This is a genomic window from Streptomyces sp. NPDC058464, from assembly GCF_042721035.1.
In the GTDB taxonomy this organism is placed as follows: Bacteria; Actinomycetota; Actinomycetes; order Streptomycetales; family Streptomycetaceae; genus Streptomyces.
Genome location: NZ_JBHXMA010000002.1, coordinates 303,920 through 318,329, shown reverse-complemented (window position 1 = coordinate 318,329; position 14,410 = coordinate 303,920). Strand labels below are relative to the sequence as shown.

The following is a 14,410-nucleotide window of genomic DNA, read 5'->3' as shown; positions in this document are numbered from 1 at the left end:
ACGGGTGGGCGCTGGGGGTCCCCCCGGCCGAAGGCTGGGGGAGGCACCCGGCAAGCGCCGGTGAGCGTCCCCACCCCCACCCCAGCCGCAGCCGACGTCAACTACTCGACCCGCCGCAGCGCGTCCGCAGGACGGAGCCTCGACGCGCGCCAGCCGCCGAACGCGCCCGCGATCAGGCCGCCGGCCACCGCGAGACCCACCGCCAGCGCGATCGTCGTCACGCTGACCGGGGCCGTGAGGGCGACCTCCAGGGTCTTCGCGGCCTGCTGGCCGGGACCGCCGCCGAAGCCGCCGCCCCCACCGCCGCCGAAGCCGCCGCCACCGGTGCCGCCACCGCCACCGCCGCTGCTGCCGACGGAGGCGTCCAGCGTGGGGCTGATCGCGGTGACCACGTAGGCGCCGACCAGACCGAGCCCGATCCCGAGCGCACCGCCGACCAGGCCGTTGACCATGGCCTCGCCGATGACCTGCCGGGTGACCCGGCCGGACTTCCAGCCCAGCGCCTTCAGCGTGCCGAACTCACGGACGCGGCGGGAGACCGCCGAGGAGGTGAGCAGGCCGGCGACCAGGAACGCGGCCACGAGCACCGCGATGGACAGCCACTTGCCGACGTTGGTGGCGAGCGAGGACGCCGTGGAGAGGGAGCCGGAGACGGTGTCCGCGAGGTCGGCGGAGGTGGTGACCGTCGTACCCGAGACGTTGCTCTGGATGGTCTTCTTGACCGAGGAGATCTGCTTGGAGTCGGTCGCCTTGACGTAGATCGTGGTGACCTTGTTCTTCTCGTCGGCCAGCGTCTGCGCCTGCTTCAGCGGCATGTAGAGGTTGGCCGCCGCGTCACCGCTGTCGGCCGTCGCGATGCCGATGATCGTGAACTTGACCTTGTTGATCGTGACGGTCGAACCGACCTTGTACTTCTTCTCCTTGGCGTACGCCGAGTCGGCGACCAGCACCTTGGAGTTCGTCTCGGTGGTCTTGAAGGTACGGCCGCTGGTGATCTTCGACGAGGTCAGCGGGCCGACCGCGGTCTGGGTGACGTCGGTGCCGTAGACCGTGTACGAGTTGACGTCGAAGTTGGCGCCACCGCCCTGGACTTCGCCCTGCGGAGCCCCGGTGCCGCCGCCCCCGGGGCCGCCCTGGCCGCCGGAGCCCTGGTTCTGCTGGAACTGACCCCGGGTGAACTGGCCGCTGATCTTGACCACGTTGAGGTTCAGCCCGCCGACCGCGGTCGCGACGCCCTTCTGGTCGCCGACCTTGGTGACGGTGGTGGAGGCGAGGGTGGTGAAGCCCTGCACCATGACGCGGTCACTGCTCTGGGTGCTCGACGAACCGTTGTTCTGCGCGTCGAAGTTGAAGCGGGGCCGCTGGGAGGCGCTCGTGGACGCCGACGCGGCCTTGGTGACCGTCATGTCCGTACCCAGGCCGTACAGCGACTGGAGGACCTTGTCCTGCGCCTTCCCCATGCCGTTGGACACGGAGTTGACCACAATGACGAGTGCGATGCCCAGCGCGAGGCCGGAGGCGACGACGAGAGCCGCCTTTCTGCGGCGGCGCAGTTCGCGCCTCAGGTAGGTGAAGAACATGACCGCAAGGTAGGGACGCACCGTGATGGCTCGATAAGGCCTAAATAAGAGATGCATGAGAAGGCTGTCCGGAGGCCAGGAATCGCCCCGCACCGGGCTGTCAGCGCCGCCCGGGCACGCCGGAACCCCGGCCGGGCGGGGGAATCACCGGCCGGGGCGGCTCGAAGTCCGTCGCTCAGCGCCCGCCCAGGAGTACGTCCGCGGCGCGTTCGGCGAGCACGGTCACGGGAGCGTGGGTGTGCGCCCGTACGAGGCTGGGCATCGCGGCGGCGTCCACCACCCGCAGACCGCTCACGCCCCGGACCGCGAACGCCGGGTCCACCACGGCGAGTTCGTCCGTGCCCATCCGGCAGGTGCTCACCAGGTGGTGGATGCTGCCGCCGGTGGCGCGGATGTACGCGGTGATGTCGTCGAGGTCCTCGGAGAGCGCGCCGTCCGTGAGCGGCTTGCCCAGCCACTGCGCCAGGTCGGGCTGGCGGAGGATCCGCTGGGCCGCGCGGACACCCGCGACCAGGGTGCCCAGGTCCTCCCCCGCCTCGTCGCTCAGGTAGCCGGGGTCGATCAGCGGGGCGTCGTACGGGTCAGCGCTGCGCAGGGTGACGGTGCCGCGGCTGTGCGGGCGCATGAGGATGACGCCCAGGGCCATGCCGTGCGCGGCGGGCCGCTGGTGCTCGCCCAGCGGCACCACCAGGTGGACGATCTCGACGTCGGGGGCGTCGAGTTCCTCCCGGGTGCGCAGGAACAGCAGCGCCTCGGAGATGATCGAGTCCAGCGAGCCGTGGCGGTCGCGCAGGTACTGGTCGATCTGCTCGGGCGAGGTGCCCGAACCGGGCGACCAGAAGCCCTGTGCCTCGAAGGCCAGCGGGACGAGCAGATGGTCCGTCAGGTCACGGCCCACCCCCGGCAGGTCCCGCACCACCGGGACGCCGTGCCGGGCGAGTTCCCCGGCGGGGCCCACGCCGGACCGCAGCAGCAGGTGCGGGCTGCCCACGGCGCCGGCCGACAGGATGACGTCGCGTTCGGCGCGCAGGGTCTCGGTGCCCGACTCCCCCTCGACCTCGATCCCGACCGCCCGCGTGCCCTCGAACAGCACCCGGCGCACCAGCGTGTCCGCGAGGACGGTCAGGTTGGGCCGCTCCCGGGCCGGTGTCAGATAGGCGTCGGCGGAGCTGTGCCGCAGGCCGTCGCGGTGGGTCGCGCGGGCCAGGGCGTACCCCTCCTGGACCTCGGCGGCCGGGGTGTACCCGAGGCGCGCGCAGGCGTCGACGAAGGCCGGGGTCACGGGCAGCGGATAGCGCAGTCCGGAGAGGCTGATCCGCTGCTCGGCGCGGTCGAAGTAGGGCTGCAGGTCGTCGTGGCCCCAGCCGTCCAGGCCCGCCTGCGCCCAGCCGTCGTAGTCCGCCCGGTGGCCGCGGGTCCACAGCTGGGCGTTGATCACCGAGGAGCCGCCGACCGCCTTGCCGCGCGGGATCGGTATCTCACGGTCGCCCAGGCCGGGCTGGGGCACCGTGCTGAAGTTCCAGTCCAGGTCGCCGCCGAACAGCCGCGGGAAGAGGATCGGCACCTGCACCTCGGGGCGGGTCTCCGGAGTCCCTGTGCCCGCCTCGACGAGGAGGACCCGGGCCGTGCCGTCCGCGCTGAGCCGGTCGGCGAGCACGCAGCCGGCGGAACCGGCCCCGACGATGACGTAGTCCCACCGGCTCACCGGGCGACCGCCTCTCGGCCCTGGGCGGTGCCGTCCGGGGGCGTGGTCAGGCCCCAGGTGGTGCTTTTCCGGCGGTCCCGGGCGGTGCCTTTGCGGCGCGGGGTGTCGGCCATGACAGCTCCTTCGTGTGTGCGGAGAGTGCTGAGGGGGGTGACGGGGCGACTGCTGGGTGCCCCGGCGGGCGGTCCGTCAGCGGGCCGCGGGGGCGGAGTCGGAGGGCGAGGCGGTGGAGGCGGGGGCGGTGGAGGCGGGGGCGGTGGCCTGCTCCGGCTCCGGGGCCGCGGCCGGGCGGGCGCGCAGCACGTGCCGGAGGAGGGCGAGACCGGCCAGGATCATGACCAGGCCGCAGACGCCGTTCCAGCCGAAGGCGGAGTACGCGCGCACGCCCAGCCAGGAACCGGCGCTGCCGCCGAGGAACGCACAGGTCATGTACGCGGTGTTGAGGCGGGCGCGGGCCTCGGGGCGGAGCGCGAAGATGCGCGCCTGGTTGGCGACCTGGCCGGACTGCATGGCCACGTCGAGCAGGAGCATGCCCGCGCCCAGGCCGACCAGACCGGCGGCGCCGCCGAGGTGACCGGTGAGCAGCAGGGCGCCGGCGGCGATGGCGCCCACCATGCACACCAGGTTGACGGCGTCGGGGCCCTGGCGGTCGGTGCGGCGCCCGGCGACCGGGGTGGCGAACATGCTGGCCGCGCCCACCAGGGCGAGCACGCCGACGGCCGGGGTGCCCAGGTGGTAGGCCGGGCCGGTGATGTACAGCGCGAGGGCGGTCCAGGCGGCGCTGAAGGCGGCGAAGACCAGCACCTGGTTGAGGGCCGAGCGGCGCAGCTGCGGCTCGGTGCGCAGCAGGTGCAGGGAGGCCGCGAGCAGGGCCGGGTAGGGCTGGTCGGTGCTCGGGGTGGTGGTGGGGAGCGCGGCGGCCAGGGCCAGGGTGAGGACGAGGACCAGGCCGGCGGCGACCAGGTAGGGGGCGCGCCAGCCGAGCCACTCGCCGAGGGTGCCGGAGAAGGTGCGGGCCAGCAGGATGCCGCCGATCAGGCCCGACAGCAGGGTGCCGGTGACCGCGCCGCGGCGCTCCGGCGCGGTGAGGCCGGCCGCCATGGGGATGAGGATCTGCGGCACCACGGTGGTCAGGCCGACCAGCGCGCTGGCGACGGCGAGGACCGGCAGGGCGGTGGCGGTGCCCGCGAGCACCAGGCCGGCGCAGGTCACCAGCAGCAGGGTGGTGACCAGGCCGCGGTGGCGCAGCCGGTCGCCGAGCGGGACCAGCAGGAAGATGCCGGCCGCGTAGCCGAGCTGGGCGCAGGTGACCACGACGGCCGCGGACTCCGGGGAGACGTGCAGGTCGTCGGCGATGAGCGGGCTGATCGCCTGCGGGAAGTAGATGTTGGCCACCGCGACGCCGCAGGCGACGGAGAGCAGCAGGATCAGGCGCCGGCTCAGCGTCGGCGAGGAGGGCGAGGGAGCGGAGGGAGCGGAGGGAGGCCCAGCGGACACGACACACCTCTGGCGAGGAAGGGGACAGAGACAGGGAAGTGCTGAGAAGAGCTGAGAAGTGCTGAGAGGGGAGCCGAGAAGAGAGGCGGAGCCGCGAGCTCCGCATGGAACCGTTTTAACCGGTTCCTCGACGGTACCAGTAAAACCGGTCCCGAAGTAGGGTGGTCCTCATGCCCGACACGCCCGCGCCCACGGCCCCCCGCTTCCGCAGCGGCGCGGGCCGGATCTGCCTGGACTTCATGCGCACGCTCCGGCTGCGCGGCATGGACGGCGCCACCGAGGAACTGGACACCCCCGAGGCCCTGACCGCCTGGGTCGCCCAGCTGGGCCCCTATCCCGACGGCACGGCCGTCCCGGCCCCGGCACCGGACGTGCTCCGCGAGGCACAGGCACTGCGGGAGGCGGTGCACGCGCTGCTGACCGCGGCCCGCTCGCCCGCCGGCCCGGCCGGCTGCCCGCCCGGGGAACGGGAGCTGCTGAACCGGGCCGCCGCCGCGGCGCCCCCGGTCCCCGTGCTCGCCGCGGAGGGCACGATGACCTGGACCGCCGCGGACCCGGTGGGCGCGGTCCTCGCCGACATCGCGCGCGACGCGCTCGCGCTGGCGACCTCGCCCGCCCTGGACCGGGTGCGGGCCTGCTCCGGACCGCACTGCGCCGCCTGGTTCCTCGACACGTCCCGCCCGGGCAACCGCCGCTGGTGCTCGATGGAGACCTGCGGCAACCAGGCCAAGAAGCAGACCTGGCGCACCAGGCACACCAGCCCGACCGGGGCCTGACGGGCCGTCGCCCCGGCCGCCGGCTCAGCGGGGACCGGCGGCAGGGGGTGCGGCGGGGCGGACGAAGCCCCGGTCGACGTAGACCAGCGCCTCCCGCTCGTGGGAGGTGACGCAGTCCAGGACCCGGCCGACCAGCATGCTGTGGTCGCCGCCGTCCACGACCTCGTGCATCCGGCAGGCCAGCCGGACCACCGCCCGGGGGATGCCGGGCAGTCCGCGTTCCAGGGGCTCGGTGTCGCCCGCGGCGAACCGGTCTACGCCCGAGGTCGCGAACCGCCGGGCGATCTCCGACTGGTCGTGCGCCAGGACGTTCACCATGAAGTGGCCGGCGACCGCGAACGCGGCGTGCGTACTGGCCTTCTTGTCCAGACTCACCGTCACCAGCGGCGGGTCGAGGGAGAGGGAGACGAAGGAACTCGCGGTGAATCCCCAGCGGCGTCCGCTGTCGTCGACCGTGGTGGTGACGACCACCGGGCCGGGGACCCGGGACATGGCGCGGGTGAAGCCGATTTCCTCGGCAGCTTCTTCGGCAGCGACGGACATGGGATACGGCGCCTCCTCGGGCGTGGTCTCGGTCAGAGCGACGATGGTGGGTGCGGCGGGTCAGCCGGCGAGTTCCGCCGCCGCGAAGTGCCGCAGCCGGGCGCGGAACTCCGGGCCGATGTCCTCGCGGCGGCAGGCCGGCCGGACGGTGGCACGCAGGTACTCGCCGCGGCCTCCGGTGTCGTAGCGGCGGCCGGTGAAGACCACCGCGTGCACCGGGCCGCCGCGCCCGGGGCCGGTCTTGGCCAGCACCTCGAAGACGGCCGGGACAACGGCCTTGCGAGCGTGCGGCGTTGGACGGGCCATGAGGGATACGTCCTTTTTTGTCAGGGCGTCAGGGCGTCAGGGCGTCAGGGCGTCAGGCGACGCTCGCGTGGGGTGCCGGGTCGCCGGTGGTGTCCGGGAGGAGCGAGCCGTGTCCGGCGCCGCCCAGGGCGGTGAGGAAGGAGCGGGCCCAGTGGTGGACGTCCCGCTCGCCCAGGTGCCGGCGCAGCTCCTGCATACGGCGCCGGCCGTCCGCCGGGTCCAGGGTGAGGGCGGTGGCCATGACGTCCTGGAGTTCGTGCCGGTGGTGCGGGTTGACCAGCAGGGCCCTCGTGAGTTCCTGCGCGGCGCCCGCGAACTCGCTGAGCACCAGCGCGCCGCCCAGGTCGGGGCGGGCGGCGACGAACTCCTTCGCGACCAGGTTCATGCCGTCGCGCAGCGGTGTCACCAGCATGACGTCGGCGGCCCGGTAGAGGGCGGCGAGTTCGGTGCGGTCGACGGTGGTGTGCAGGTAGTGCACCGGGACCTGGCCGACCTGCCCGAAGGTGCCGTTGATGTGCCCGACCTGGGCCTCGATGCGGGAGCGCAGGCGCCGGTAGTGCTCGACGCGCTCCCGGCTGGGGGTGGCGATCTGGACGAGGACGGTGTCCCGGGCGGTGGCGCGGCCGTCGGCGAGGAGTCCCTCGAAGGCGCGCAGCCGCTGGTCGATGCCCTTGGTGTAGTCGAGGCGGTCGACCCCCAGCATGATCCTGCGGTGCTCGCCCAGTTGCCGGCGGATCTGCCGGGCCCGTTCCCGTACCGTCTCGCCGCGGGCCAGCTCCTCCAGACCGGCCGCGTCGACCGAGATCGGGAAGGCGCCGACGCGGACCTCGCGGTCGCCCACGAGGACGGTGCCGAGGACGGACGAGCGGGGTGCGTGGCCGACGCTCTCCGCCCGCCGCAGCCGGCGTACCAGGTGCAGGAAGTTCTGTGCGCCGCCGGGCAGTTGGAACCCGACCAGGTCGGCGCCGAGCAGGCCGTCGACGATCTGGCTGCGCCAGGGCAGCTGGAGGAAGAGCTCGGGCGGCGGGAACGGGATGTGCAGGAAGAAGCCGATCCGTACGTCGGGCCGCAGGGCGCGCAGCAGTTCGGGGACGAGCATCAGCTGGTAGTCCTGGACCCAGACGGTGGCCCCCGGGGCGGCGAGGGCCGCCGCGTGCCGGGCGAAGCGCTGGTTCACCCGCTGGTAGCTCTGCCACCAGCCGCGGTCGAAGTCGGGTGGCACCACCACGTCGTGGAAGAGCGGCCACAGCGTGGTGTTCGAGAAGCCCTCGTAGTACTCCCGGTACTCGGTCTCGTCCAGCGGGACCGCGTGCAGCCGGACGTCCTGGTCGGGCAGGTCCGCGGGGGCGCTGTCGGCGGTGGTGCCGGCCCAGCCCGCCCAGGCGCCCCGGCGGGTGCGCAGGATGGGTTCGAGGGCACTGACCAGTCCCCCCGGACTGCGCCGCCAGCGCGGCCCGTCCGGGCCCTGGGCGTCCAGGTGGACCGGGAGACGGTTGGCGACGACGACGAAGTCCGCGTCGGACGCGCCGGGCTGACGGATCCTGTGCGTATCCACGTCCTGCTTTCCCTTCTACGGGGGGTAACCGCGCCCCAAAGGGGCGCGGGGCTGCGTTCGCCATGCGGCTCCGCCGCGTGGGCGCGACCAGCCACAACGGACCCGCAGTTGACACACGGCCCCTACAGCGGAGCGCTTTCGCGGAAGTCGACGATCGTCTTGAGGTCAGTCGTGCTCCGGTAGTTCTTGAAGATCTCGACGAGACCCTCGTAGTCCCGGAAGCTGTGCACGGTGGAGAGCAGGCGCCTGCCGTCGACGATGCCGGACAGCAGCATCTGCATGGCCGTCTGGATCACGTTCGCGGAGTGGTGCATCGGGAACGCGGTGACGTCGAAGGGCGAGGCGCTGATGTTGATGCCCTTGGCGAGCATCAGCCAGGTGTCGAACTTCTGCATCTCCTGGGAGGCCCCGTACAGCACGTACCGGCCCTTGGGCTTGAGCCGGCGCATCGCGACCCGCCGGGGGTCCTTCTCCTCGTCCTCGACGCGCACGGTGGGCAGCGCGTCGAAGACGTAGTCGAAGGTGTTCTCGGCGACCTCGGCGATGAGCTCCTCGGGCAGGTAGGCACGCTCGGAGAAGTGTTCCGTGGCGTGCTGGTTGCGCATCGGGTTGGCGTCGACGGACACCACCTGGTTCGGGGCGAACAGGCGCCTGATGACGCTGCCGGCGATGATGCCGATCGGGCCGGTGCCCATGATGAGGACCCTGTCGCCGATCTTCGGCGGGTTGCCCAGGAGGGAGCGCAGGGCACCCGTGGTCGGCTCGATGAAGGAGGCCTGCAGGTCGTCGAGGGCGTCGGGGATCTTCACGGCGGCGGCCCGCAGGTCGTCGTTGAAGTTGCGGTCGGCCCAGAACACGTCCTCCTTGACCTCGCCGGAGAAGACCGGGCGCAGCGACCGGTACTCGGCGAAACCACCGAAGTCGGTCTGCCCCCAGTAGACGATCCGGTCGCCGATCGCGATGTCGGAGCGGGCGAACTCCGGGCCCTTCTCGACGACTTCGCCGAGGTACTCGTGCCCCAGGATCACCGGGTACTCGGAGGGGAACAGATGCCCTTCGAAGAAGGAGATGTCGGTCGAGCAGATCGACACGCAGCGGGTGCGCAGCAGCAGGCCGTCGGCGGGCGCCGCCGGGCGCGGCACGTCGGCGAGCACGGTCTGGCGCGGGGCGAGGAGCTGAAGGGCCTTCATGGTCTGCATGGTTGTCCTTCCGGGCAGGTCGCGGTTGCGGAAGTGGGGCCGGTACCGGGGCAGGTCAGCGGCGCATGGCGAGGCCGCCGCCGAGCAGGTACTGGCCCGCCATCTCGACGTTGGTGGGCGAGAGGGTGATGTGCTTCGCGGCCGAGTGGGCGTCGCGGAAGTAGCGTTCGAGCAGGCTGCTCGCGTACAGCGAGGAGGTGCCCGCCACCGTGAACAGCGAGGTGATCGCCGCGCAGCTCAGCTCGGCCACGGTCGCCGCGGTCAGCCGGACCGTGGCGCTCAGCGCGTCGCCGCCGGTCTCGCCGTACTGCTCGGCGTGCCAGCCCGCGTCCGCGAGCAGCAGCCGCGCGGCCCGTACCTTCGCCTCGGCGCGGGCGTACCGGTCCTGCACGGTGTGGCCTGCGGCCAGCGTGGTGGTGCCCGCGGCCGGCCGCTTGGCCAGGGCGAGCCGCTGGAACTCGCGCAGCGCGCCGCGGGCCGCGCCCAGCACGGTCGACGACGAGCCGAACAGCCCGAAGTCGTAGTAGCTGATGGCGTAGCCGCGGGACGGGCGGGCGGGCGGTGCGGCGAACATGTCCCGCTGGTCGACGGTGTACTGCCCGGCGACGAACACGTCGTCGACCTCGTAGTCCTCGCTGCCGGTGCCGCGCAGGCCGAGGGTGTGCCAGGTGTCCAGCATCCGTACGGCGGACTTCGGCACGAACAGCATCCGGATCTCCGGCCCGCCCCCGTCCGTGGTGCGGGGTGCGCCGCCGGTGGTGACACGGGCCGCGCACACCAGCCAGGCGGCGTGCGCCGAACCGCTGGCGAAGCCCCAGCGGCCGGAGAGCCGGTAGCCGCCGTCGACCGCCTCGGCCGTCCCCGTCGGGTTGACCGAGCCGACGACCAACGCGTCCTGGTCCTGGAACAGTTCACGGGCCTGCGGCTCCGGCAGGTAGTCCGAGATCCGGCCGATGGCCGCCTGCACCCCCATCTGCCAGGCGATCGCCGGATCGAGCCGGGCCAGTGCCTGCAGCGCCTGCGACCCGGTCTCCAACGGCACCTGGGCACCGCCCAGTTCACGGGAGACCAGCATCCGGGGGAACCCGGCGTCCCGCAGTGCCTCGAACACCGGGAGCGGCGAGAACCGCTGCCGCTCGCCCTCCTCGCGCCACTTCTCGATGACGGGGGCGATCGCGTCGACACGGCCGAGCCAGTCGGCCGTCGGAGCCGACACGGGTTTCCCGTCGAGCAGGGCGAGGAACTCCTCGCCCTCGTGGTCGTGGTCCATACCCACCTCCTTCAGGTCGCTCGGAGCGTAGGCAGCACAAACACGTGTTCAATACGGGAAACCAGCCGGTAGGAGGGCCCGCGGACCGACAGCCCCGGCCCCGGCCCGCACACGGCAAAGAGCGGCACGCGGGGACGGCAAGGGGCGGGAAAGACACGGCAAAGGGAGCGGGGCCGAGGCGGCACGGGGAGCCGACGGGCACCCCGTGGCACGACGTTCCGGGCAGCGGAGAAGGGCGGCCCGCAGGAGACTTCGCGGGCCGCCCCTGGACGGGCGTGGGAGGGTCAGCCTGTCTGTTCCAGCAGGCCGGCGAAGGCCAGCCACAGGTCGATGTGCTGGTGCACGGCGGCGATCAGCGCGGCCCGGCAGTGGCCGGGCAAAGCGTCCGCCAGTACCGCGCCCTCGGCGCCGACGAGCGCACGGTTGTCGAGCATGCGCAGCAGGTGCCGTCCGGGGTCGGAGAAGCGGATCGAGGGGTCGCGGGCGAGCACGGCGAGGGGGTCCTTGGCCAGGACGCGCCGCCGCACCGGGCGGGCCGGGGCGTCGGCGGGGCCGACCGCGGCCAGCGGCAGGGGCTCGGCGCCGGCGGTGTTCCGCCGTGCCCGGACCGGGTCCTCGCCCCGCTCCATCCGCGCCCGCACGTCCCGGGCGGTGCCCACCGACACCCCGGCCGCGGCGGCGATCCGGCGCAGTGACGCCTCCGGATGCCCGCGCAGGTACGCGGCCGCGCGCTCCCGGCCGGCGGCGGGGTCCACCGGGCGGGCCCGGCCGTCCCGTCCCACCCGGGTGTTCAACTGGGGTCCGTTCCCGGATGAACGCTGTCGCAGCGTCGCGACGGTCTTCGTGGACAGGCCGGTGGCCTGGGCGATCGCCCGGTTCGACCACGCGGGGTAGGCGGCCAGGATGCGCCGGGCGGCCGCCGACCGCTCCTGCTGGTTGAGCCGCCGCCCGTGGTGCAGGTTCGCCCGTACGGAGGCCACGAACGCCTCCCGCTCGTCGCCGTCGAAGAACCGCACCTCGATCTCCGGGCGGCCCGCCAGCATCGCCGCGGTGAGCCGGTGCATGCCGTCGACGACCCGCAGCGTGCGGCGGTTCACCAGGATCGGGGGCAGTTCGCCGAGCTCCATGAGGGACCTGGCGTAGGCCAGGTCCACGTCCTCGGCCCGGGGGGAGTCGGCGGGCGCCAGTGCGGCGACCGGCACGCTCTCCACCGGGGACGGTACCGGGTCCGGCCGGGTGGGGGGTGGGGGTGTCGTCATGGCCGGCGGTCCACGACTCCCCGGCCGAGGACGGCGAGCAGCGCGGCCACCCCGGCCGGACCGGGCACCCGCAGGTCGCAGTGGTCCCGCAGCTCCGGCACCGCCTCGCCGGGACCGGCGGGCGCGCTGTAGACGGTGACGGCGGGCCGGCCCTGGGCGCGGCGCCGGGCCAGCAGCCGGAGCACGGGGAGGTCGGCGAGGTCGTCGCCGGCGTACAGCACGGCGTGCGCGGGCCGTTCGGCGAGGAACCCGGTCAGGGCCGTGGCCTTGTCGACCCCGTCCGGCCTTACTTCGAGGACCAGGCGCCCCGCCTCGACCCGCAGCCCGAGGTCGTCGGCCAGTGCGCGCACCGGGGGTGCCAGGAGCCGCAGGGCCGCGCCGGGGTCAGGACAGCCCCGGGTGTGCACGCAGATGCTGTGCGCCTTGTCCTCGATGCGGGCGCCGGTGCCGTGCCGGGCCACCAGCGGGCGCAGTTGCCGGCGCAACCGGTCGATCGCCGGGTGCGGCGCGGGGGTGCGCAGCCGGCCGGTGGCCGAGTCCCAGCGCTGCAGGCCGTAGTGGCCGAGCACGGTGATCCGCGGTGCGCCGGCGCCGGTGCGCAGGGCGGCCGCGGCCACCACGTATCCGGCCGGGCGGCCGGTCGCGATCACCACACGCATCCCGTGCCGGGCGAGGGTGACGAGGGCCGTGAGGGCCTGCGGCAGCGGGCGGGCGGCGGCGGGGTCGGTGACGATCGGGGCGAGGGTGCCGTCGAAGTCGACGGCGACGACCGCCTCCTCGGGGCGGTCGAGGAGGGCCCTCAGGCCCTCGGAACCCGCGGGTGTGATTCCCGTGGTACCGGCCTTGCGTAGGGCCGGCCACAGCTCTTCGTCCGGCGTGCGGACAGGGCGAAGCGATGACGTGCTGGTCATGGGCGGTGTCTCCGTTGGCGTCCACATGCGGGATGACGGGCGCTGAGACAGCCGGGAACATCAGCGGTCCACGGCTGGTGGCCCTCGCCCGGACGGCCGGCCGCCGGCGGCGGGCATCGGTCACCGGTGCGGAGGGAGGCGCGGAGGTTCACATAGGCGAGGAACGAGACCTCGGGTGAGAAGGCGTCACATGGGTGGGCAGTACCGAAGACACCGGAGATCGGTGCCGGGCGGCCGCGACGGCGTCGCCTTCGGCGCGCTTTCGGCCACGGTCGTGCTGCTGCTGTACATGCTCGGACATCCCCCGTCGCGTTTTCACACGTACTTCTGCGCAGTGGCGAGTTCACAGGGCGCCGACTTCGAAGACCAGGGGAAGTTGTGGCCGATCGGACACAAGCGGCCAACTCCGCGTCCGCCGCCCGCCGTCGATCCGTTCCGGTCCCACCCGGACGCGGGGCTTCCGGTCCGCGGCGGCAACCGCCGCCCCTCCGCCCGCACCCCGCCGACCTGCGGAGACAACTCCCGTCCGGTATTCCGGACTACCATCCGGCAGATTCGGGGGGGCCGTACGGACCCTACCCGGATGTACAGAATTCAATGAAGCAAACGGGGAGGAAGATTGTGGACAGCAGGCCACCCGGAGACGCACGGCTCATTGACAGATCCCCAGGCCTCTCCACCGCGGCCTCGGAGCTCCTCGACCAGACCGTCGGCACGCTGACGGCGCTCACGAGTCCGGACATCGCGGCGAGCTACCGGACCCTGGCCGAAACGGATGGTCCAGTTCCGCTGGCGGACGCCGACCGTCGGCTCGGCTGCGCGGGAAGCGCCGTCCGGCTGCTGGACCTGGGCCTCGCACACGTCCTGCCGCACGACCCGCCGGTCCTCGCGGCGGCGGCCCCGTTACCGGCCCTGGAAGCGGCGCTCGCCCACAAGCAGCACGAACTCAACGCCCAGTACGACATCGTCGCCCGCTCCCAGCGGGAGGCCGCACAGATACGCCGGCTCGCGCACCGGCAGGCGCAGGCGGCCACCTCGCACCGGCTGGCCCGGGTGCTCACCGACTCCGACGACATCGCGGCCCTGTCCAACACCATCGGCACGGCGGCCACCGCGGAGCATCTGACACTGGAGACGTTCCGCTACGACCTGCCCCTGTCGGACGGCTCCGCACAGCCGCCCACGGCCGCCTCGATCGCCCGGGGCGTACGGCACCGCAGCATCTACGAGTCCGCCTTCCTGAGCGACCCGGTGGGCGCCAGGATCATCGAGCGCTGTGCCGCGGCCGGGGAGGAGATACGGCTGCTGCCGCGGCTGGAGATGAAGATGAAGGTCACCGACGGCGCCCAGGCCCTGCTCGCGCTCACCCCGACCGGTTCCAGCGCGGCCCTGCACCTGACCTCGCCGGTCGCCGTGGACGCGCTGCGCCACTACTTCGAGCTGCTGTGGCGCGACGCCCGGCCGCTGACGCTCTCCGGCTCCTCCGGCTACGGGGACCGGGAGGGGCAGCGGCACGAGATCGCCGCGCTGATGCGGCAGGGCCTCAAGGACGAGGCGATCGCCCGGCGCCTCGGGCTGACCCCGCGCACCGTGCGCCGCCGGATCAGCGAGTTCATGGAGGAGCTCGCCGCCGAGACCCGCTTCGCCGCGGGCACCGAGGCCCAGCGCCGCGGCTGGTTCGACGCACCCGCCGAGTAGGTCGCGGAACGCGGAAGGGGGGGCCCCCCACGGGGCGCCCCCAACCGGCCGAAACGTGGGGGGCGGGGGGGCAGGATAGGCCACCCCCCCCAGCACGACCGCCCCAGAATG

General features: G+C 73.4%; 12 protein-coding genes. 2 read left to right on the top strand and 10 right to left on the bottom strand.

Annotation, left to right across the window (positions count from 1 at the left end):
* Positions 1-101 precede the first annotated feature (101 nt).
* The 3 genes from ACFWPQ_RS04450 to ACFWPQ_RS04440 form a co-directional block, all read right to left on the bottom strand.
* Positions 102-1,580: an ABC transporter permease gene (locus ACFWPQ_RS04450; protein WP_384029827.1), complete on the bottom strand. Its 1,479-nt coding sequence runs from the start codon at positions 1,578-1,580 to the stop codon at positions 102-104.
* A gap of 175 nt (positions 1,581-1,755) precedes the next feature.
* A complete protein-coding gene (locus tag ACFWPQ_RS04445; RefSeq protein WP_384029825.1) occupies positions 1,756-3,285 on the bottom strand; it encodes a GMC family oxidoreductase in 1,530 nt (509 codons plus the stop codon).
* Between the two features lie 189 nt (positions 3,286-3,474).
* The gene (locus ACFWPQ_RS04440; protein WP_384029823.1) at positions 3,475-4,782 is read right to left on the bottom strand and encodes an MFS transporter; all 1,308 of its coding nucleotides are present in this window, start codon (positions 4,780-4,782) and stop codon (positions 3,475-3,477) included.
* Between the two features lie 170 nt (positions 4,783-4,952).
* Here ACFWPQ_RS04440 and ACFWPQ_RS04435 point away from each other — a divergent pair, with 170 nt between their 5' ends.
* The gene (locus ACFWPQ_RS04435) at positions 4,953-5,558 is read left to right on the top strand and encodes a CGNR zinc finger domain-containing protein (RefSeq protein WP_384029821.1); all 606 of its coding nucleotides are present in this window, start codon (positions 4,953-4,955) and stop codon (positions 5,556-5,558) included.
* A 24-nt stretch (positions 5,559-5,582) separates the two neighbouring features.
* Here the strand turns inward: ACFWPQ_RS04435 and ACFWPQ_RS04430 are convergent, their stop codons facing one another.
* The 7 genes from ACFWPQ_RS04430 to otsB all read right to left on the bottom strand — a co-directional run bounded on the left by ACFWPQ_RS04430 (position 5,583) and on the right by otsB (position 12,601).
* Positions 5,583-6,101 (bottom strand): flavin reductase family protein, encoded by a 519-nt coding sequence (locus ACFWPQ_RS04430; RefSeq protein WP_384029819.1) that lies wholly within the window; start codon positions 6,099-6,101, stop codon positions 5,583-5,585.
* Positions 6,102-6,161: 60 nt separating this feature from the next.
* Positions 6,162-6,407, bottom strand: coding sequence for a hypothetical protein (locus ACFWPQ_RS04425; RefSeq protein WP_384029817.1), 246 nt, complete (start codon positions 6,405-6,407; stop codon positions 6,162-6,164).
* Positions 6,408-6,459: 52 nt separating this feature from the next.
* A complete protein-coding gene (locus ACFWPQ_RS04420) occupies positions 6,460-7,962 on the bottom strand; it encodes a trehalose-6-phosphate synthase (RefSeq protein ID WP_384029815.1) in 1,503 nt (500 codons plus the stop codon).
* A 122-nt stretch (positions 7,963-8,084) separates the two neighbouring features.
* Positions 8,085-9,161 (bottom strand): zinc-binding dehydrogenase, encoded by a 1,077-nt coding sequence (locus ACFWPQ_RS04415; protein WP_384029814.1) that lies wholly within the window; start codon positions 9,159-9,161, stop codon positions 8,085-8,087.
* A 55-nt stretch (positions 9,162-9,216) separates the two neighbouring features.
* Complete coding sequence (locus tag ACFWPQ_RS04410) at positions 9,217-10,431, bottom strand: acyl-CoA dehydrogenase family protein (RefSeq protein WP_384029812.1); 1,215 nt, start codon at positions 10,429-10,431, stop codon at positions 9,217-9,219.
* A gap of 284 nt (positions 10,432-10,715) precedes the next feature.
* On the bottom strand, positions 10,716-11,690 hold the full coding sequence (locus tag ACFWPQ_RS04405) for a ParB N-terminal domain-containing protein (RefSeq protein WP_384029810.1): 975 nt from the start codon (positions 11,688-11,690) through the stop codon (positions 10,716-10,718).
* Entirely contained in the window at positions 11,687-12,601 is a 915-nt protein-coding gene (otsB, locus tag ACFWPQ_RS04400; RefSeq protein ID WP_384029808.1) for a trehalose-phosphatase, read from the bottom strand. Before otsB ends, ACFWPQ_RS04405 begins: the two co-directional genes overlap by 4 nt.
* Before the next feature lie 621 nt (positions 12,602-13,222).
* On the opposite strand from otsB, the gene ACFWPQ_RS04395 reads away from it, so the two are divergent.
* Positions 13,223-14,299, top strand: coding sequence for a helix-turn-helix domain-containing protein (locus tag ACFWPQ_RS04395; RefSeq protein WP_384029806.1), 1,077 nt, complete (start codon positions 13,223-13,225; stop codon positions 14,297-14,299).
* The last annotated feature ends 111 nt before the right edge of the window (positions 14,300-14,410 follow it).

Excerpts from the sequence above, each read along its gene's own strand:
- ACFWPQ_RS04415 (WP_384029814.1), bottom strand. The coding sequence starts at position 9,161 with ATGCAGACCATGAAGGCCCTTCAGCTCCTCGCCCCGCGCCAGACCGTG.
- ACFWPQ_RS04450 (WP_384029827.1), bottom strand. The coding sequence starts at position 1,580 with ATGTTCTTCACCTACCTGAGGCGCGAACTGCGCCGCCGCAGAAAGGCG.
- ACFWPQ_RS04405 (WP_384029810.1), bottom strand. The coding sequence starts at position 11,690 with ATGACGACACCCCCACCCCCCACCCGGCCGGACCCGGTACCGTCCCCG.
- ACFWPQ_RS04435 (WP_384029821.1), top strand. The coding sequence starts at position 4,953 with ATGCCCGACACGCCCGCGCCCACGGCCCCCCGCTTCCGCAGCGGCGCG.
- ACFWPQ_RS04430 (WP_384029819.1), bottom strand. The coding sequence starts at position 6,101 with ATGTCCGTCGCTGCCGAAGAAGCTGCCGAGGAAATCGGCTTCACCCGC.
- ACFWPQ_RS04425 (WP_384029817.1), bottom strand. The coding sequence starts at position 6,407 with ATGGCCCGTCCAACGCCGCACGCTCGCAAGGCCGTTGTCCCGGCCGTC.
- otsB (WP_384029808.1), bottom strand. The coding sequence starts at position 12,601 with ATGACCAGCACGTCATCGCTTCGCCCTGTCCGCACGCCGGACGAAGAG.
- ACFWPQ_RS04410 (WP_384029812.1), bottom strand. The coding sequence starts at position 10,431 with ATGGACCACGACCACGAGGGCGAGGAGTTCCTCGCCCTGCTCGACGGG.